20 protein-coding genes are annotated in these 19157 nt (G+C 63.9%); 9 read left to right on the top strand and 11 right to left on the bottom strand.

Features of this window, described 5'->3' with window-relative positions; genetic code table 11:
• Nucleotides 1-28 precede the first annotated feature (28 nt).
• From ACQPZ2_RS02130 to ACQPZ2_RS02115, 4 genes are all read right to left on the bottom strand, one after another.
• Entirely contained in the window at nt 29-808 is a 780-nt protein-coding gene (locus ACQPZ2_RS02130; protein WP_433524059.1) for a hypothetical protein, read from the bottom strand.
• Between the two features lie 102 nt (nt 809-910).
• Nucleotides 911-2038: a lipase family protein gene (locus tag ACQPZ2_RS02125; protein WP_433524058.1), complete on the bottom strand. Its 1128-nt coding sequence runs from the start codon at nt 2036-2038 to the stop codon at nt 911-913.
• Nucleotides 2035-3150, bottom strand: a complete 1116-nt coding sequence (locus ACQPZ2_RS02120; protein WP_433524057.1) for a cutinase family protein — start codon at nt 3148-3150, stop codon at nt 2035-2037. Before ACQPZ2_RS02120 ends, ACQPZ2_RS02125 begins: the two co-directional genes overlap by 4 nt.
• Before the next feature lie 116 nt (nt 3151-3266).
• Nucleotides 3267-4166 carry a hypothetical protein gene (locus ACQPZ2_RS02115; protein ID WP_433524056.1) on the bottom strand — a complete coding sequence of 300 codons (900 nt, stop codon included), beginning with the start codon at nt 4164-4166 and terminating at the stop codon, nt 3267-3269.
• Between the two features lie 621 nt (nt 4167-4787).
• Here ACQPZ2_RS02115 and ACQPZ2_RS02110 point away from each other — a divergent pair.
• Complete coding sequence (locus ACQPZ2_RS02110) at nt 4788-5603, top strand: helix-turn-helix domain-containing protein (protein WP_433524055.1); 816 nt, start codon at nt 4788-4790, stop codon at nt 5601-5603.
• A 927-nt stretch (nt 5604-6530) separates the two neighbouring features.
• Here the strand turns inward: ACQPZ2_RS02110 and ACQPZ2_RS02105 are convergent.
• From ACQPZ2_RS02105 to ACQPZ2_RS02095, 3 genes are all read right to left on the bottom strand, one after another.
• A complete protein-coding gene (locus tag ACQPZ2_RS02105; RefSeq protein WP_433524054.1) occupies nt 6531-6905 on the bottom strand; it encodes a hypothetical protein in 375 nt (124 codons plus the stop codon).
• Between the two features lie 386 nt (nt 6906-7291).
• Nucleotides 7292-7660 carry a DUF397 domain-containing protein gene (locus ACQPZ2_RS02100; RefSeq protein WP_433524053.1) on the bottom strand — a complete coding sequence of 123 codons (369 nt, stop codon included), beginning with the start codon at nt 7658-7660 and terminating at the stop codon, nt 7292-7294.
• A gap of 9 nt (nt 7661-7669) precedes the next feature.
• A complete protein-coding gene (locus ACQPZ2_RS02095) occupies nt 7670-8527 on the bottom strand; it encodes a helix-turn-helix domain-containing protein (RefSeq protein ID WP_433524052.1) in 858 nt (285 codons plus the stop codon).
• 629 nt (nt 8528-9156) lie between these two features.
• On the opposite strand from ACQPZ2_RS02095, the gene ACQPZ2_RS02090 reads away from it, so the two are divergent.
• The 5 genes from ACQPZ2_RS02090 (at nt 9157) to ACQPZ2_RS02070 (ending at nt 12088) form a co-directional block, all read left to right on the top strand.
• The gene (locus tag ACQPZ2_RS02090) at nt 9157-9630 is read left to right on the top strand and encodes a hypothetical protein (RefSeq protein ID WP_433524051.1); all 474 of its coding nucleotides are present in this window, start codon (nt 9157-9159) and stop codon (nt 9628-9630) included.
• A gap of 225 nt (nt 9631-9855) precedes the next feature.
• Nucleotides 9856-10125, top strand: coding sequence for a DUF4254 domain-containing protein (locus ACQPZ2_RS02085; protein ID WP_433524050.1), 270 nt, complete (start codon nt 9856-9858; stop codon nt 10123-10125).
• Nucleotides 10122-10559, top strand: a complete 438-nt coding sequence (locus ACQPZ2_RS02080; RefSeq protein WP_433524049.1) for a hypothetical protein — start codon at nt 10122-10124, stop codon at nt 10557-10559. Before ACQPZ2_RS02085 ends, ACQPZ2_RS02080 begins: the two co-directional genes overlap by 4 nt.
• 553 nt (nt 10560-11112) lie before the next feature.
• The gene (locus tag ACQPZ2_RS02075) at nt 11113-11448 is read left to right on the top strand and encodes a hypothetical protein (RefSeq protein ID WP_433524048.1); all 336 of its coding nucleotides are present in this window, start codon (nt 11113-11115) and stop codon (nt 11446-11448) included.
• Between the two features lie 196 nt (nt 11449-11644).
• Nucleotides 11645-12088, top strand: a complete 444-nt coding sequence (locus ACQPZ2_RS02070; protein ID WP_433524047.1) for a DUF4254 domain-containing protein — start codon at nt 11645-11647, stop codon at nt 12086-12088.
• A 10-nt stretch (nt 12089-12098) separates the two neighbouring features.
• On the opposite strand, the gene ACQPZ2_RS02065 is transcribed toward ACQPZ2_RS02070, so the two are convergent.
• Complete coding sequence (locus ACQPZ2_RS02065) at nt 12099-12857, bottom strand: ESX secretion-associated protein EspG (protein WP_433524046.1); 759 nt, start codon at nt 12855-12857, stop codon at nt 12099-12101.
• 1469 nt (nt 12858-14326) lie between these two features.
• Between ACQPZ2_RS02065 and ACQPZ2_RS02060 the strand changes: the two genes are divergently transcribed.
• The 3 genes from ACQPZ2_RS02060 to ACQPZ2_RS02050 all read left to right on the top strand — a co-directional run bounded on the left by ACQPZ2_RS02060 (nt 14327) and on the right by ACQPZ2_RS02050 (nt 15720).
• The gene (locus ACQPZ2_RS02060; protein ID WP_433524045.1) at nt 14327-14482 is read left to right on the top strand and encodes a hypothetical protein; all 156 of its coding nucleotides are present in this window, start codon (nt 14327-14329) and stop codon (nt 14480-14482) included.
• A 237-nt stretch (nt 14483-14719) separates the two neighbouring features.
• Nucleotides 14720-15118 (top strand): hypothetical protein, encoded by a 399-nt coding sequence (locus tag ACQPZ2_RS02055; RefSeq protein WP_433524044.1) that lies wholly within the window; start codon nt 14720-14722, stop codon nt 15116-15118.
• Nucleotides 15115-15720: a DUF3558 domain-containing protein gene (locus tag ACQPZ2_RS02050; protein WP_433524043.1), complete on the top strand. Its 606-nt coding sequence runs from the start codon at nt 15115-15117 to the stop codon at nt 15718-15720. The genes ACQPZ2_RS02055 and ACQPZ2_RS02050 overlap by 4 nt, the downstream gene beginning before the upstream one ends.
• Nucleotides 15721-15734: 14 nt before the next feature.
• On the opposite strand, the gene ACQPZ2_RS02045 is transcribed toward ACQPZ2_RS02050, so the two are convergent.
• Genes ACQPZ2_RS02045 through ACQPZ2_RS02035 form a run of 3 tightly spaced genes read right to left on the bottom strand, consistent with a single transcriptional unit; the run spans nt 15735 to nt 19145 of the window.
• Entirely contained in the window at nt 15735-16544 is an 810-nt protein-coding gene (locus tag ACQPZ2_RS02045; RefSeq protein ID WP_433524042.1) for a hypothetical protein, read from the bottom strand.
• Nucleotides 16510-18816: a hypothetical protein gene (locus tag ACQPZ2_RS02040; protein WP_433524041.1), complete on the bottom strand. Its 2307-nt coding sequence runs from the start codon at nt 18814-18816 to the stop codon at nt 16510-16512. Before ACQPZ2_RS02040 ends, ACQPZ2_RS02045 begins: the two co-directional genes overlap by 35 nt.
• 8 nt (nt 18817-18824) lie before the next feature.
• A complete protein-coding gene (locus ACQPZ2_RS02035) occupies nt 18825-19145 on the bottom strand; it encodes a hypothetical protein (RefSeq protein WP_433524040.1) in 321 nt (106 codons plus the stop codon).
• Nucleotides 19146-19157: the final 12 nt, after the last annotated feature.

Here is a 19157-nt window from a genome sequence, read left to right as displayed (position 1 = left end):
CGGGTGGGGGTTTGTGCTGGCGTTGTGGTCATCCCTGCCCCTGGACGTTGCTGATCAGCAGTCCACCACCGTCACCGGGGCGGGTGTTGATGACCTGGAGGTAGTCCACCCGTTGCCGGTCTGGACCCAGCTGCACCACGTGCACGTTCGCGGTCGTGGCCGAGATCGGGGTGATCGCCACGCAATGGGTGCTGCCTATCGGGATCGAGGCGATCCCGGCGGCGAGCTTCTCGGAGTTGATCCCGGATTCCGGTGCCAGCAGCGGCATCGCGGCCTCGGCGCTGCGATCGATGTAGTAGGCCGCTTCGAACGCCGCGATCACTCCCGCGACGGTCGCGGTGGTGTCTGCGGGGCGGTCGGTGACCAGGGTGCCCGACAACCCGGTGCACGCCCCCTCGGTCGCTGCTGCTGTCGCGCTCGGCGCTACCGCCGTGACGCGCACCGGATCACCGTTATTGCGTGCGTCGTCGGCCCATACGGCCACCACACCGATCATCACGGCCACAGTGGCCGCCAACGCGGCCCACACACGCCGCGGCACCCGATACCCGCCCCTGTTCCACAGTGGCCGTGCTACCGCTGTGTCTGCCGCGTCAGGAGTCTGTGGCAACGCCACCAGCCAGCGACCACCCTCTCGTGCCGATGGTTCCGGACTCGCCTCGACCCCGACCCCGGCCTCGGAATCAAGATCGGGGTCGGGGTCGAGATCGGGGTCGGACACCAGGTGCAGGGCCGGTGCCATTCGTGGCTGCTCGAGCCAGGCCCACGGGTCGGGCTCACTGGGCTTGGGCTTCTTGCCGAACATCATTGACCTCCCCCTATTGGGAGTTGTTCTCGCAATGGTTGATTCGCCGGGCCTGCCCGCACCCCGGGAGGGGGGTTCGGGGTGCGGGCAGGGTTCCCCGGGTCTCTAGGGGCGGGCCGCGTGCTCGGAGTCCGGCGGAACACGGCCCGTGTCCGGCGGCCGGCGAGTGATGTCCTCGCCGAGTCTGGCGAGGACATCGCTGCTGGCGGTGCTCGCGGTGTCGAGGTGGCCGGCGTCGTACTCGCGCCAGGAGACCTCGGCTCCGCGTTGCCGGTAGGCGATGAGGGTGCGACGCCCGGCCTGCACCGGGACGATCGCATCGGCACTGCCGTGATACAGATGCAGCGGCACCACGGGCTTGGTGTGGGCGAGGGTTTCCAACGCCAGCACACGTCGCCACCACTGATCGTTCCACGGGTCGGTGCGTCGGCACCAGTGCGCCAGGGGTTGCGGGAACTGTTGCAGCAGTTCGGTTCTGGTGAGGTGTTGTGCTTCGCCTACGGCGGCTATCGCGTCCTCGGTCAGCACGTGCCGCAGCGGGATGTGCTCGTAGGCTCGCGACAGTCCGATCAGCCCGGCCAGCCCCACCGCCGCGCCCGCGCCCTCGCTGAACGCGGGGGCCAGTGCCGCGAGGTCGGAGGCGACGGCTCCGGCGGCGATGCCGCGCAGATCCACCTCGGGTGCGTACCAGGGGTGCAGTTCCCCAGCGGCAGTGACCGCGCGCCCGCCGTCGGCGTATCCCCAGGCCAGTACCGGTGCGACCGGAGCACCGAGGTCCGCACCGCGATAGACCGCACGCGCGAGATCGAGCACGATCCGGCCCCCGGCGCGGGCGGCGAGGAAGGTATGCGGTCCGTGGCCGGTGACGCCGAGTCCTTCACCGTCGGGCACCGCCACCACCCACCCCCGCCCCAGTGCCGCTTCGATCCCGGCGGTGTCGGGTTCAGCGCCGATCGCTAGCAGCTGCGACGGCGCGCACACCCCGCCTAGTCCGCGAAACTCCGGGCAGTACACCAGGATCGCAGTGGCACCGGGCTCCGCGACCGCCTCCGGAATCAGCACGATCCCCGACGCGGGGATGCGTTCGGCACGGGAATTGGTGGACACATAGACGATCTGCCACGCCCCCGCCGCCTTGGTCAGTTGTGGAACGAACACCGGCCGCGTCCGCACCAGGTCCCCGGGGCGGCCGTCAGGGGCGAGGGTCGGGGTGTCGTAGAAGTCGCTGGTCATGGCTGCCTCCCGGCGAGGTCGTGGGCGAGTGCGGTCATCCACGCGACTCCGCTGGCGAGTTGTCCGGCGGCGGCGTAACCGGTGTGGCGGCCGATCACGTCGGAGTATCGAAGCCACACAGCCGGATTCATCAGATCGACGTTGTCGGCGACCAACTGCCCCCACGCGCCCGAGAGCTGCCCGGCCAGTTTCGGCAACTGCCCGACCGGATCCCCCGCCACTAGCCCGGTGATCTGCGCCCACCGGGCCGTCGCGGCCCCCGCCTCCTCCGGAGATGGTGGTGGAGTGCGGGGGTCGGCGGCGGCGGTGAGCCGCTCGGCGAGACTGGCCTCGGGCACGTAATCGACGACGCCGGGACCGATCCGGAAGTCGCGGTTGACCACGGTGGTCCAGGCGTCACCGAGCACACCCGACAGCAGTGCCTGGATCGAGCCGAGCGCTGCTAGGGGATCACGCAGGTCGGCCTGGGCGGCGATCTGGGCGGCCATCCGCAACAGGGCGGCGTGATCGGGTGCCGCGCAACTCAAGTCGCCATCGACACAGATATCGGCCACCCGGCCGGTCAACGCGCCGTAGCTGACACCGTCGGCGGCGATCCCGTGCCCGGAGGTGGGCGCGGTGGTGATCGCCACCCCCGACACCGCCACCCCGGACGTGCCCGGGGCGGGGTCCGGGGTGAGTTGGCCGGGGCGGCCGGGGAAGACCGCCGATCCCGGGGCGCGGTCGGGATCGGAGTAGAGAGCGATGCCCGCGACCCGCTCGGCCGGGACCGGTCCCTCGCCCGCGCCGACAGCCCGCGCGAATTCCGACACCACCTGCGCGCCTTGGGAATACCCGACCGCGGCCAATGCGGTGTCCGGGCACGCGGCGGCGATCTGGTCGGCGGCGGCTTCGAGCGCGGCGACGCCCTCGCGGACCGAGTCCGCGTAGGCGTCGGTGCCGCCGCCGGTGCCGACCGCGCCCCCGAACCCGGCGGGATAGGCGATGTAGCTGCGCGCCACCAGATCCGGGACAGCGGCCACCACAGGACCGAGCAGCGCGCCGAGCATGCCGGTATCGGCCAGCGGGTCCGCCCCGGGTGAGGACTGCCCGGTGCCCTGAACCCCGAGCACCCACAACAGAGGGCACCCCGGTCCAGGCGGGGGCGGTTGCGCCGATCCCGGCCCGGGTGCGCACAACGCACTCGTGCAAGCCGCCAGCACAACCGCGGTGAGGACACGGATCCCGGTCATGGTTGGCCTACTCCCACACCGGCCCCGAACCCCGCACCCACTGTGCCAGCGGCCACCGCGCCGACCACGGCGGCGGGAACACCGGCCACGATCGCACCGACTGCCGCGCCCACCGCCGCGCCCACCGCGGTACCGGCCACACCGGAGGTGATCGTTCCGATGACCGGCACCGCCACCACCGTGCCCAGTGCGGCACCGGCGATTCCGCCGATGGTGCCGCCGACGAGGCCGCCGACGACTGCGCCGAGGGCTGCGGCCGGTGCTCCGGCAACGACCGCGCCACCAGCACCACCGAGGGCGGCACCACCCAAAGTGGCACCGCTGACCCGATCGGAGCGTCCGGCGGGGATGCCGACCGAATCCAGGGCAGTCGCGACCTGTGCCTCAGCGCCTGCCGCCGTGTCGTTGATGGCGTCCGCGCACTCCGGGGGTAGCCAGTCAGGGCGCGGTGCTTCCCATTGCCCGACTCGAATCGTGTTCTCCGGCGCCTCGATCGGTGCTACCGGTTCCACCGGTTCGGGCAAATGCAGATCCTCGATCGCGATCGGCTCCACAGGCTGATCCACCGCTGGTGCTGGGCGTAGCCCGGATCCGTTGCGGATCTCCGGGGGTTGGGAGTAGTACACCGGCGGGGGCGGTACGGGTTCCGGCGGCGGAGCTGGGGTGGCTGTGCCGGGCTGTGCGGGGCTGGTGACACCGGGCTGATCAGTGATCGCCGCAGGCGTACTCATCGCGCTCGCGGTCGCTGCCGACAGCAGCATCACGATAGGCACCGCACCAGCGACAACCGTCCTGCCGCCACGAGACAGACTGGTGTGCACGCGGTTTCGGTGCACATCGCCGATTACACCGCGCTGCGGCACATGTGAGCGGGGGGATTTCCGTAATTTGGACATGCCGAATAAACCCTTCATCGGTCAGGGCGATAAATGAGAAAGAATGGTGAATAAGCGGGGGCGGGCGCGTGTCTTCGGCGGCCCTCCCAGAGGCGAAAGTGCTTCTGGGAGGCCGCTTCTCAGGTGTTCACGTCACAGGAAGGCGAAGATGAGCGACAGCACCTGTGCTGCCACGGTCAGACCGTTGGACAACACGATCAGCCCGTCGTTCAACATCTGGAGGGGATCCACGTTGGTTTCCTTTCAATCGGTTTGAACTTACTTCTCTATCCAAACCGTGAAACCGCTTGGAATGCCAGGGTTTACGCTCACCTATTTTTAGGTGAGGATCAGATCGTCAAATTGCTATTCTGGGCTTGTCCAGCGGGTTTGCCGGTGAATTGTCGCTGGAATCGTCAATGAATTTTTTTGCTGGATCGTCTGCGCGGCACACTGATTCGCGGCCGGAGCACGACCATGGATGGCTTGTGGTGAGCTACCTCATTGCGATCTCACGACGAAAAACCTTGTCGTGTTAGAGACCGTCTGGTAGGAACAAGAGATCATCTTGGGGGCAACCAATCATCGTAACCTTTGCTAGATCTCTTCCGGAAGACTCTAGAAGGACGGGGGGCTCTGCACATGAGCCAGAATCCAGCACATCGTGCACACGACCACACACGACGCGGGCCACTACCGCACATCCCGACCCTGGGCAGCACCTGCTTCCACATCCGCACCGAGTTGGGGCTCTCACGCAAGGTTGCCAAGCAACGTCACGGGATCAGCACCAGCTACCTGGCCGACATCGAAGCCGACCGCACCACACCGAAACCTGAAACCCTCGAAAAGATCATCGCCGGTTACGAACTCGATCCCCCGCGCACACGAAACCTGCGTGAGCTACTCACCCCCGCCGAGCACCTGCCCACCACCGATAGCCTTCGCCGGTGTGTGCACGACGACGTCGGCCTCATGACTTACCTGGGTGCGCTCGAGCGACGGGATCTTTTCGCAGCCTATGTCGACCCCTTGTGGAACATCCTGGCCTCGACCGACGGATTCCGATCATGGCTCGCGGGTATCGGTGAGAACGGGAATGTGCGGGCATGGGTGTTCAGCCCGCACGCCCGCGAAATCCTGACCGACTGGCGCTACGAAGCCAGCCGCACCGTCGCCGTCGTCAGAGCAGTGTTGGGCACCTACCGCGACTCCGAACAAGCCCGCGCCCTGATGCGCCACCTTCGCCCCATCCGGGACTTCCAGCGCTTCTGGAATTCCAGCACCCAGGTCGCCTACGGCCGCCACGTCAACGACCTGCTGCACCGACGTGACCCCGACAGCCGCGATCTGGCGTCCTACCGCATCAGCATCGCCGACCTGACCCAAAACCAGCACGTCCAGCTCGTCACCGCCATCGGCCAGCCCTACTCCGGACCCGAGCCCACCGACATCTGAAGACAATCTTCGACACGCCGGGCAGACACGCCAAGACCGTGGTGTCGCATCGCGCGGCGATCACCCCACCTTGAAACATTCGCCGCACCCGCGACGACGCGGAACCATCGGCGGCGCACGCGAACCCGAGCCGGGCCAGTATCTTGAGCAGTGTCAGCAATCACACAGTTGATAGCAACAATCTCTCGTCCTGGACGACTGCCGCTGAAACTGGATAAGGCGGTTTGCTAGCAGACAACTACTGCATTGAAGTCTTTGTCTCATGACCAGAGTCGCGTCATATCGAGCAAGACCAGCACCGATCACACGGAGCAGGCAGGCCGCAGTGGTGTGCGCCCAGCAAGCAGGTCGTTGTGCTCCGCAGGGCCCTGGTACATGCCCGCACCGTAGTAGCCGCATCGGGCGACCTCACTTCCGCGCATCGGGCTCGACTTTCGGCTCCTCAGTGTTGGCCGGTGCGAGCGCGAGGTGTTCGCCGGGTGGGAGTTCGGGGCGCAGGGGCGGGGGCAATTTCGTGCTAGCTTCAGCTCCCGATGCGCTCGAAGCACTTGAGTCGCGCGGACTTGTTACTGAATGGCGGCTGGTGTACGGCCACCCTGAAAGACGCAAGCGCTGGGAGATTGCCCGAGGCGCAAGCACTCTGGCCTTCTGGTAGCGCACGGCCCGAGGCGATCGCGGCGTCCCGCACAGGAGCGCCGACAGATTCTGGGTGGTCCTGTCCGTCGTAGTCCTCGGTACCACCATGTACTGGGCCGAACCCGACCAGCCGGGGACTCCCGGATCCGGCTCGGCTCCGGCGACGATCGAACTGCTCAACTCGACGTCGACCGTGAAGGACTGCCAATCAATGGTGCTCAGAACCACAGGCTGCATCTGTGGTACCCCTTCGCCCACACCCGATTCCGACACTAACCTGACTCGATGTCTCTACCGTTCGATCGCGGGCTGGCCCAGTTTGTCGAACATGTGCTCAAGTGCCCCAAGGGCGGTCTCGATATCTCGACAGTATCGCAGCTCCCGCATGATGCGTCCGCGAAACGGTGCCCGCTGTTGGGCTTCGATCGCACGAACGTGGTCGAGGTTCCATACTTGGCGACCACTCGCTGTGATCTCGGTGCGAGGACCGAAAAGCGACTCCAAATCCTGCTTGCGGTAGCCGCACAGTCGTAGGTCTACCTCGGAGATCATGCCCGCCTCCGCCAGGTCCCCGTCGTCGTTGACACGTTCGGAGGTACCGCGATATTCCGCCATGATCAGTTCATCCTCGAGATCGGAACCACGGACGTCGAAATTGCCGGACATAACCAAACCCCCATGAGGTTCGGGACGAGTCCTCCCCGCCCGTGCTTGCCACCGAAATCTACAGTGCGCCAACCCAACACACCAGAAATTGCCGATTCCGTGGTGCCGATTACATGGTTTCGGCTAGGCGCGCACCGTGCGTGGTGCACGCCCCGGGCCAGTGGTCAGACGGCTGGTCCGATTTCGTGGGCGGTGGCCGGTTCGGTGACGATGTACGTACGGTCGCGCGGGTCAACGGGTCGGCTTTCTCTTGGCGACAGCCACAGCACCGCGCACCCGTTCCCGCGTAGCCGGGCGAGTCGTTTCCGTGCCCTGGCACGGGGTTCGGGCGAGAAGGCTGACCCCTCCGCCACGAGTTTTGAGACCCTACCTACAGATAGAGGTGATCAGGCGGCGGTTGCGAATTCGCCGTCCCCGACTCCTGCTGTGAAAGCGATCCACTCGGCAGCCGTGAAGGTGAGCGTGGTGCCATTCGCAGCGGCAAGGCTTACTTCGCGTGATTCGTGTCGGGTAATGACAGGAAGACCGACCGGAATCTTGACATCGTGCCGTATGGCCGCGTTGAGGAACGTATCCCAGTGCTTCGCAGGTATCTCGACGATCGGCTCAGCTGCGAGATCATTGGCGGGATTCCGCCTGTACTTGCTGTCGCGGATGAACACCGATCTGCCACCGAAAGCGACTTCGACGCATTGGCCACCGTTCGTTCCGCTGTAGCTCGAGGTCCGCCACACCAGGCGGTCCTGGGAAGTCATTCCATACTCCTACGCTCGCTTGAGGCGATCCATGCGCCCGCGGACTACCTGGGCGGACTCCTCAATCGGCAAAGCCAGAGATCGGAGTCGATCTGCAATCATTTTATACATCGCGACCTGGTCCTGATCCTGCACGTAAAGGGCGCCTGTCTGATACTCGATGTACCCAAGGCTGAGCGCTTCGTCGAAGTTCAGGAGCGTGAAATCGCCGTCGAGACCAACATGAACGGCCGTGCTGGTTGGCATGACGCGAAGTTCGACGTTCTCGCGTTCCATCAGCTCGAGCAGATGCTGAAGTTGCTCGACCATGACCGCCGGGCCACCCACCAGCCTGTCGAGCGTGTGCTCCTCGATGACAGCCTGAAGACGCATTGGGTTGGTCTCGTTGGCTAAACGCTGCCGCGCCATGCGCGCCCGAATCGCCTGCGGTAGATCCAATGGCGCGATCTGACGACCACCGCTGAGCAGCGCAGTCGCGTAACCCTCGGTCTGAAGCTGACCGGTCAGGGTCATCGCTTGGTAGGTGAATTGGCTCGTCGCCAAGCCTTCGAGACCGACGAATGCCTTGAACCAGTTCGGCAGAACCTCACTGAAGGGTGCCCACCATGTGGCTTGGTCTGCTCGGCCAGCAAGAGACGCGATGCGATCGATCTGATCAATATCCGCTCCGTAGAGGCGCATCAGCTTCGCGGACTCGTCCGGCTGTTGCTGGTACTTACCGGTCTCCATGTTGTTGATCTTCGGCTGAGTGCAGCCAAGCTCCTTAGCAGCATCTGCCTGGCTGACCCCGGCACGCAATCGCGCAGATCGCAGCTCATGCCCGATCAAGAAGCGTAGCGCTGACGGGTCCGAGCGGCTGACGGTCACTCCTGGGTCCTCCTGAGATCCAAAGTCGTGCGACCCAGTATTCACCACAGCTTGAAGACTACCCATTCCGGAATTCATAAGCTCTTGTATGTGCTTATATATTTGCTTATCGTCGATGAACGGCGGTTCGACCGCAAACAACGACCGGGAACAGGGATCAGCTATGACCGTTCTCCACGATTCGAAGGTGCTATGCAGCGACCGCACCGCACACCGCGCCCGCAGTGTGCGCGTTGGCGCATGGGTAGTCAGCTACCTGCCGGAGCGGATACTCACCGAGCGCCAAGCTGTTGCAGCTCTGCTCGCGGCCGAGGAACTTTCGGCGATTCAACAGTGCGCCCAACCACTCGGCCTGACTGCACTCGAGCTTGTGGGCATGGCAGCAACGGAGTGCACCTGGCCGCTACCTGAGCAATCGCGATCAGGTCAATCGCGTACCCGTTTCGGGAGGGGGATTTCCCGATGATGCATGGGAGGGCGTTGCTGCGTGTGTCAGGTATCGCGGCGTTCAGTAAGGGTGCGGCACGTGGGCGGCGTGATGCCACGGAGCACGCGTGGAAGCCGATCCAGTCGCGGTCGGTGCAGCTTTCGGTGGTCGATGAACCGCAGGGTCGTCATCGGAGGGGGCGGTGATGTTCGAGAGCTGCCACAGCGTGGGCGAGGTAGCCCACGTGTATCGCGGGTTGGGGTTCGCGGTGTCGTGCTCGTTCGACCGTGTTTCGGTGATCGCGACTCCGGCGTTGGGGGCGGTGGCGATGCCCGCCGGTCTCGGCAAGCAGGTTCGCGAGGCGCTTCTCAAGGAGATCCGGTGCGTGTCGGTACCGATCATCAGCTACTCACGACCAAATCGCGAGTGGGTCTTCCTCGTCGGCCCGGCGTGGGGCGGCAGACTCGGGGTGCGCACGCTGGCCCAGTTGCAGGAGCGTGGGGTGCGAATCCGGGAGTCCGGCGAACGGGTGTGGCTTCCGATGACCGACCAGTCCACCGGCTGGTACTGGGTATCGCAGCCCTCGACGGCACATTCATTGCCGTCGCGGACCAGCGTGATAACCGCTGCCCGTCGGCTCCTCGGCCCGGCACGGTCTTCTGTGGTGTGGCGGTGAGCTATGCACCCCATTCCAGGTCCGGCTGGGAGCGCGACGGTCTCGGGCAGTTCCGAACCCGATGCGGCAATACTGTTCCCCTCATGTGAGGCGTTGTTGTCGGCGATCCGGGGACATCACGTAGGAATCCATCCGCTGGCGAAACTGGCGCACGAGTTCGGGCTGCTGTATCAGCGACGGCTGGCCACGTTCGGCAGTGAGTGTCGTTGCTGCGCAGGTGGACTCGTGCTCGCGGTGGATGTTTGGGTCGCCGACCGGCTGCCGATCCCGCATCCGGGGGCGAGGATGCACACCGAGACGCTGGGAGCGGTGATAGCCCGGTTGGCCCAGGCCCAGGTATACGCCTACCACCTGCTGATGACGATCGATCCTGCCGCCCCGGCCGTGCACGCGGCCTGGTACCGGCTGGCGGAACTGGTCGATGGCTACACCGATCTGACCACCGACATCGCGCGGCGGGCACGGCGACTTCCAACCTTGGGGGATCGCCGGTGACCTTCCCCGGACTTCCCGACAAAGATGCCGTGCTGGCCGCCTGCCGAGGGTTCCCCAACATGACCGACCATCCGATGCTGGACGCGGCAGGAGAACTCGCGATACTGCATTCCACCCGCGAACACACGCCGCTGAGCGCACTCAAGGATGTCGACCGGCAACGCACCCGCGTAATGCTTGGCATCGACCAATGGGTGGTGACGACCATCCCGGTCCCGTTCCCCGCCGCGCGCTTATCAACCCACACCATGGGGCAGGTCATCGACCAGCTCGCACAGCTGAGCGTGCACACCTATATCGCGCTCGCCGCCGCCCCGGAGGAACTGTTCTACGACGCCTCACTGCGGCTCGCTGAGGCCGCCGGCGCGTATCAAAACCTCGTCGACGAACTCGCGTGCGGTCTCCGCCGACTACCTCAGCACCCCACGCCGTAGTCAATGCCACTGTCCCCACAACATTTTCACCGACCAGCGCTGTTCGTCCCGTGAAAGGTAGGAGTGCACTGCCCCATGTTCGATAACCCAACGCATCCCGGTGAGCGGCCAGAGAAGGACGACGATCGGTCGTGCATTTTCTGCCGTCCCTCGGACCCGACTGTGAATCGAGTGATCGCCCGCCACGACACCTACGAGGGCTTTGTGAAGTGGATGCGTGAGGGGGTGCGTGTGTGAACTGGCGACGTTGGATCCAACCGCATCCACCACACACGCTGGCTATCTCAGGCCGCGCGACCTCTCGCTACCCCCCGCCCGCACCCAGGTATGCCACGGCGGTCGGCAACCATGTGCGGCTGTATGCCGATTGCGGGAGCGCGAAGTTCGACGACGACAACCGATTGGTCAGCGTGGCGTGCCCTGCCGTGTTCTGCGGCTCAGTCCCGGTGTTCGACAACCGGATCGGCGAACACTACACATGGGACGCCCAACCATGCCGGTGGATCGGAGCGCTGATCATCAACGACACCATCGCTGCGGCACGGGCAATCTCATGAACACGCCAACGGCTCTCGATCCTGACGGTGCGCACCTGCACAACTGCCTCACGGACCCGGGTGTGCTCACCGACAACGACGCGATACGCGCCATCAGCATCCACCACAGCTGCCCACCTCAGTGCCTGGTTCTCGGGCGGGCGCTGGACACCCTTGGCACGAAATACACCTCGATCCCCGGACCGTGCCGCCAGTCCAGCGTCGTCGAACCTCGGCAGCGATCCGCAACCCCGCCTCTGCGATCAGAGGAATTCAGCGAACTGGATCACCACCTCGCCGACCAACTCCGGAAACTCCAGAACCTTCAAGCCCACATCGAGGAGACGAAATGATCACCTCCACAACAACCTTCGCGCGCACACGGACGCGGATCACGCACTGGCCCACGCTGAATAATGCCTGCGCCCATGCAACCGCGATTCCGCAGGACCGTCGACAACAACAGCGGCGGGTGCCGCGAGCACAGGTTTCGGTGACCGCAGATTCCGGTCGGCGGGCCCACACGGTGAGGCAGCCATGAGGACACCAATGCCGTCCAAGGACATGATCTTGCAAGCCTGCGCTGGAACAGTGGCCATCCAGCATCCGATCCTGCAAGCCGCCTACGAACTGGCCAGCTTGCACGAGGCCCGCCTGGACCAGAAGGCCGACATCGGCGCGATCGACCACGAGCGCGACCGACTGGTATCCCGCATCGATAGCTGGGTGACCGCCGATCAACCCCCAGCGTTTGATGCCGCACACCAACACACCGAGACGGTCGGCATGGTGATCGACCGGCTCGCTCAGTTCTCCGTAGACGCCCGCTCCGCCTCCATGCAAAGCACGTCGACACTAGTTTCTCGCTACACCCAGCATCGCCTCACCGAACTCGCCGCGGGCTACAGCGATCTGTGCTTCGAGATCGCGGCCGGAACGCGCCGACTGCCGGACTTCTCATTCCCTGTGACGGAAGGAGATTCGGCCAAGTAGACGGACAGCATCAGGATCCGTTCGCGGCGTGACGATGCAGCTCACGAACGATGACTGTGGGAGAAGCGGGTGTGACGGTGGTGTCGTTGTCGTCGACGTCGATGAGGTAGCGACCAGCGGCCGGGTGGTCACTGCGGATATCGATCCAGCTCAGGTAGTCCTGTGGCTGCGGCCGTTGACCGTGGGTGTGGCGTTGGATCCGGAAGTGGCCCTCGGCGGTGCGAGGAAGCCGCAGCAGAGCGCGGATGCGTTCTTCGACGGCACGTTCGCCGTTGGGCGCTGGTTTCCATGAGGTCGGCGGCTGTTCGCCACGCACTCGTGGCGTGTAGCCGATCATCGTTTCGACAGCACCAGACGGGGACGGCGGCATGGTCGCGGCGATGTGCTTGGCGAGGTGGTGGCGTTGGGTGACAACGAGTTTGATGTCGCCGCCGAAATCTGGAGTTGGACCGGATTTTTGGAACAGGATGACGCCGAGGTCTGCCGTCGCCACGCCGAGCGAGCGAACTCGCTTGGGGGAGTTGAGGGATCGACCTTTGCAGACGATCCGCAGATCAGGATGTGCGAGAACCCGAAGGGGCCCGGTCAGATCAGGATCGGCTCCACGTGGGTAGCGGACGCTGATCTCCTGGATCAGCCGCGTGTATTCCTCTGCGGTCGTGGCTGATTCGAGGATGCTGATCGGGTCCGGATAGACGTCGAGCCCGGTTTCGGTCCAGATCCACGCGAATTCGTCCGGAGTGAAGCTCCACACCGTCTGGGTCTTCACTACTCGGCGCCCGACCTTCGCTTCTCGGGCTCAGCGGCTGACCCCTCCGTCGCCGCACCGGCATCGTCTGTGCTCCACCCGTATTCGGCGAAGAGGTCATCGAGGGAAGGACCCGTCCCGGAGAACCCAGCCGACTCGGCGGGCTCTGCTTCGGTGTCCGGGGATGCAGAGGGTTCCGACGCTGGCAGCGTATTTGCGGCCGGCGCAGGAGCGGCGGCGACCGCGGTCCGCGGCTCGACGGGCGCAGCCTCAACGAAAGTCGGTGGTGTTGGTTGCGGAGTGCGGACTGGTGTTGGCGGAATCGCTTCGACGATGGCAAACGGATCTGACTCGGGGAAACCGGCATCACCGATCACTTCGACCGGTGTGTCCAACCCCTCGGTCCAGTCCGAGGCGACTCCCCGCAGATAGTCGGGAGCGCGGTGCTCACCGTCGCCTTCACCGTCTTTACGTCGAGCACCGGCACCAGGCGCCATTGGCCCGGAAGTGCCCGTCCCAGTCCGAGTTGCTGCCGCCGCGCCCGCGGCAGAGCCGACCGCCCCAGGAGCAGCAGCACCAGGTGTTCCTGGAACCGACGAACCCGGGCCACCTATCCGAGGACTTGCGCCGGGACCGCCAAACCCGTTTGCGCCCCTCCTGAGTCCGGTCAGCCCAGACGCTCCGGGCGAGCCGAGGCCGTTACCGACACCCGCAGGCGTCGTTGTCGTGCTGGGAACGGTGCCCGTCGACTCCGGCATGCGCACCCCTGCCGGACTCGTACCGGATGACTGGGTCGCGCTCGGTGACGACGGATCAGACGTGGCGTTTTGCGGTGCCGTAGCACTATCAGCGCCGGATGGATCTTCAGACGTGCCGGAGCCGGTTCCCGTGTGTCCGGGACCGGTTCCATTGTTCGCGCCGATGACGCCGGGGTCCACATTCGCCCCGATCTGCGGAACCGTCGCATATGTGGGCACCCCAGATCCCGCCGGAGGAAAGGTCTCCTTATACACACTGTTCAGCGCCCGGATGGCCGCTTGCCGTGCCTCTTCCCGCGTGCGATCGACCTGATCGGAGTACTCAGGGTTGATCAGGCCGGGCAGCACCGACTGCGCAGGATTGTCCGGATCGAGTCCACCTACTACTGACGACGGCGGAGCCGGGACGGCGATACGCACCGCTTCCGCAGCCCACGCAAGGGAATCCAAGCGCTGGCTCATCGTCTCGAACACCCGCCCCACCTGGTTGGCAACCGCCGAATACTGCTGCGACGCGCTCTGGGCAGCTGACCCGCTCGCGCCTTGCCAGCCCCCGTTGCCGAACACCCGGTTCAGCCCCATCAGGTTGAACGTGGACAGGTTCGCGAGTTCGGAGAATGCCTCGAACCACGTCCTGCGCAATGTTTGCAGGCCCGCCGCGTCCAAACCGCCTTTACCTGTGCCATCACCGTGGACTGCGACGTACATCGCTTCCAGCGTCATACCCTCGAAATGCTCTTCGGACTGAACATAATCCGGGTCGGCACCCGCACCCAGACCGCTCAGCTCCGCATCATCACGACGCGCCCGCGACTGCGAATCGGCCGACCGCTGCGCGGCCACCTGTACATCACGCTGGTCCAACAAGTCCTGCAGACCGGGAATTGACGACGTGCTCGGCTTATCCTGATCGCCCATCGTGGTCCCCCTAGGCATCACCCATCGTTCTATGCGGAGACTACACGACCACAGCCAGCAGATCTTCGCCGTTGAAGCTCGGCCGAGCTGCCCGAATCCGACCACCTATCTGCTGACCCGACAGCGACTTTCGGCCGAACGTCAGCAGGCCGAACCTGATATCGACTTGTGTAAGCTTCTTCGGAAGTCAGCAGATTGGGGGCATCGGTGACCAAGACGAATCTCGACTTCGGTCAAGCCGAGATCAGCGCGTTCAACGAAGCGGCACGGTCCGGAACCCTTCACTTCGACGAGCAGTCCGTCCGGGAGGCGGTTCAACTCTACGGCCAGATGATCATTGGACTGAGAAAGATCCGCGAGAAGCTCCGTGCTGCCACGGACAGCAAGGGCTTCGGCGGATTTCCTTCCGGAAAGGAACTGCAGGACGGCTTCTCGAACAAAGCCGCAGAGGGGATGCAGGTGATCAACCAATTGATTGACGGAGCGATGCGGCTGCAGGAGGCATACCTGCGCGCCGGTCGACTCATCACCGAGGCCGATCAGGTCAACGCGGATAGGACCAAGATTCTGGAGGACGCGTCAGGCATGGGCGGCGGTACGCAATGAAACACACGAAAATCGCTGTGACGTTGATGTTGGCGGCCCTCGTGGCCGCCGGTTGTTCGGGTCGCAACAACACCGACGAGCCGACTGAAACTGCCACGTCAACGTCCGCGAGGCCGAGCATTGCCGTATCCGTCAAACCGGCCCCCGAGCAACCCCGCAATTCCCGAAGCCCAGTGAAGTACGACCCGTGTTTCGAGATCGGCGACGACACCATCACGAAGGCCGGATTCGCCCCGAAAACCCGCGAACGCATCGACCAGATTCATGATGGTTACGCGTTCATTGGTTGCACCTTCGAACGCCAGGAAGATGTATATGGCAAGACAGGCGGAGTGGGTTCATTGACGATATCTTCGACCAACGTGACTCTCGACGAGTTCCTGAAGCGTGAAGGCAACGCTGCCACAGAAATCAAAGTCAACGGCCGCGACGCTATCACCTATCGGACACCCGAAGCAGAAGCATGCAACGTCGTTATGACCGGACCGGATGCAACGATTAATATGGCGGTCAGCAGCACTCTAGCGCTCACACACTGGAATGCGTGCGACCATGCTCAGGAGATCGCAGCGATTGTCGAGTCAGGCTTGCCCACCAAATAGTTCACTCCGACTTCTCACGAGGACGGCCCGATCCATTCCGGATATTGTGTCGCCAGCGGCTCCGGCGGCATCGTGGCACCGGGCGCGACTTCGTAAAACCGCCTGTTCCCTACCCGAATCAGATAGGGAAACTTTTCGCTCCACCAAGTGAAGCAACTGTCCGGAGTCTCGTCTCCGCCCAGGAATTTTATTCTTTTGATCTTCCAGGTTCCCAACACATTCCACGCAGGCACCCTGCCCCCGCCAGCGGAGTCGTTTTCCGTAGATTCATCGCGCCGACCAGGTGCCCCGGCGTCGGTCCCGCTGTTTTCAAGAGCGACTCCCTGACAGAAAGTGTGAGCACTGCTTTCCTCTCCCGGGATTGCCTCTGGCCGGGTGTAGAATCGGCACACAACAGCTGAAACTCTATGGCTGTCAGCGGCGTAGTTCGTAATGTGCAGATATTCCGTTCTCCGCTGTTGGGGCAAAGTCCCGTGTTCAGAGTAGAAGGTCGTTTCGATATCGTAATTGCCGGGATCGTGAGGCGTTTCAAAGGCGGCGGCATATCCCGGGAAAGCTACGTCGATTCCACCGAACAGCGTGAGATCTCCTGACTCGACGGTGGCGCGCACCAACTCGGCGCCTCTGCTGAACAGGTCGACTCCCGGGTCGGCGGACCACACGTCGGAGTTGATCAACTCCAGGTTCGTGCGTGTGGGCGTTGCGGGCGTCTGCTTGGCGTCGTCAGTGGTTGAGCAGCTTGCCGATAGCACCAGCACCGCGATCGCCGCGACGCCGGATCTGCGAGGGTCACCCATCTTTTCGAACCACGTCGGAGTACCCATTGCGGATCTGATGGCCGTCGCCTCCTCCCAGTTGGGTGACCAACCATTCGAACGCGTCCTTGCGTTGCGGGTCATTTCCGAGCTTGTCTCGCATCTGCTCGTAGTTGAGCAATTGCCCGTTTCCGTCCAACATCCACGACTGCTGGGCAGGGATCTGCGGCAAGGGAAGCCCGATGTCCTGACGCGCCTTGAGAATGGCGTAGTCATCCCGATAGAAATCGGCGCCAGACAGGCCAGCAAGCGCGGCGGGACCCGGGCGACCTCCGGTGAATGCGTCCTTCAGCGTGTCCCCGCTGCCGTTGACGAGGGCGTATGCGAATTTCTCGGTAGTACCACCGAAACCGGACCCAAAACTGAACGCCGCCTTACCAGCATCGAACCATGCCGCTTTCCGCTTATAGCTCGCTTCCTCTTGCGCATGCTGATCGTCGTATTGATCCTGAACCTCGATCATGTTGCCCTTGTCGATGAGCCCATGCAGCCTACCGGCGGTCGACAACCAGCCACCGGCATCGGGGTTTGTCGGGTCTGCCCCGAACTTGGTTTCCTGCCGCAGCACTTCAGCCACCGCAGCCCCATTGAACAGCTCTCCCGCTTTATCATCGGTGTTCATCAGAGCGAAAATGTTGGCCGATCCGCTGAAACTGTTGTTGCCGTTGGGATCAGCCCAGGACGTGTGGTCCGAGCGCAGCAGATCGAAGCCGGGCTTGTCGGGCTGGTCAGCCCCAGCCAGATCCGGCACATACGGTGACATGCTCTTCGATATCGATTGCAGCAGATCAGGATTCAGCTGCCCCGCCGACTGGCCGTCGGTATTGGGAACATTCGACAACAACTTCCACGCCTCGTCGGTGCTGGTTGCCTCAGCCACGGACTGCATGATCCGGCCGGTACGCACCGCGGACTGCACATCGGCCGGGTTCCCCGGGTCCTCGACGGTGGCGTCGTTGTCCCTGAAGGTGAACAGCGAGGACACCGCTTTCCCATCGTCGGGCCATTGGTGGCTGAGGGCATCGGAAACGAAGTCCTTGCCGTTCGGGCCGGCGACAACCGACTCGACAGCCACCTTGTCCTGCCCCACCGCGTTGAAGATTCCCTCGGTAATCGCGGAGGTATCACTTGCACCCTTGCCGTCGACAGTGAACGACGTCAGCGCGCTGTGCTGCAACTGTTCATGATTGACCTGCGCGCCAAGATACTGTCGACCGACATCGAGCAGTTCGCTATCGATCGCGGACCCGTTCCTGAGTTGAGGATCGCTGACTCTGACCATATTGGCGACGGCCTGATTGTCCGCCACGCCGTTCAACTCGATACTGCGGGTTGTTCCACCGGCCGTATTGTGAAACTGGTTTACCACCAAGTCTTTTCGTGTCAAAGATGACTGGATCTGCTTGGGCAGTTGATCCGCGCCGCCGTGCTTCGGTATCGCTGGATCATTGGTGACACCGGCATTGATCTTCTCGTTCGACACGATCTGGAATGAATTCGCCAGTGCCCGTTGCCCATCGGGTGGCAGCTTGGCCATGATCTGTTCGATCTCCTGCGGGCTCTTGCTATCCAGAGACCGACTGATCTGAGTCAAGTACTCCATCTGTGACGCCGGGATCGTCGCTGTGTCACCCCGCTGCAACGCCGCAACCTGCTCCGGCGCCAACTGACCAGCCTCGATCAAGCGCTGCACGCCGTCCGGCCCCAAGCGCATCGGACTGTCCGTCAGGTTCGCCCCGTCCGCCTTACCCTGCTCGACGCCCAGCGCAGCCGTGGCAACGAAGGCCGTGCGTAGCTCGGCGCGGGCGTTGTTCAGGTCGTCGCGGACCTTACTGTCGGCTTGCACGGTGGAACGGACAGCGTCGTTCAACTCGTCCTGCAGGACAAGAAGTGCCTGCTTGTCCTCGTCGCCGACCGCCGTTCCGGGCGGAATGCTCAACGCGAGGGTGTCGGCAATGGCATAACCACGATGAGCCGCTTCGATCAGCGCACCCCGCGCACGACGCAGTGGGGCATCGATCTCGTCGTAACCCTGTTTGGCGCGCTGCGCGACAGCATTGATCTTGTCAGCAAGGGTCTGCATGGTCTTCTGGTCGGCTCGCGCACGGTCCTGCGCCGCGTGAGCACACCGGCCATCCCAGTAAGCACCGTTCACCTTCGTGACGGCCTCGACGTATCTGTCGAACAGGTGCTCAAGGTCGATGCCGAAAGTGATCCACGAGTCGCCGAGCGCGATCAGCTTTGATGGATCAGTGTTCTCGATCCAGCTTTTCGGAGTCATCCTCGCCCCTACGCCGTCCAGTCGCCGGTGGATTTCCGATAGAGATCCATAATGTTGGCCGCGTTGTTCTCGTCGGCGTCCTTGAACTGCTGGGCAACATTGGCCATCACGTCACCGGTCTCGCTCAATCGCTCCTTGAGCGTTGGGATGAGAACCCCGAGCAGTTGTTCGCTCTCGAGCAGCAATCCGGCACCCACAGATTGCAACTGCTCAGGCGAGCTGACCTCAGCAGTCCGCTTCGGCTTGACGCCCTCGGCCTCACGAGCCAGGTCGTGCAGCGTGGCTCCGAGCTTCCCCAACTGCTCCAGATCAGCCTTGAACGTAGCCATACGCCCCCCAAT

Source organism: Nocardia pseudovaccinii (assembly GCF_050942345.1).
Taxonomy (GTDB): Bacteria; Actinomycetota; Actinomycetes; order Mycobacteriales; family Mycobacteriaceae; genus Nocardia; species Nocardia pseudovaccinii.
Note: the sequence above shows the minus strand (reverse complement) of the source record. Positions and strands in the feature narration are given on the sequence as shown.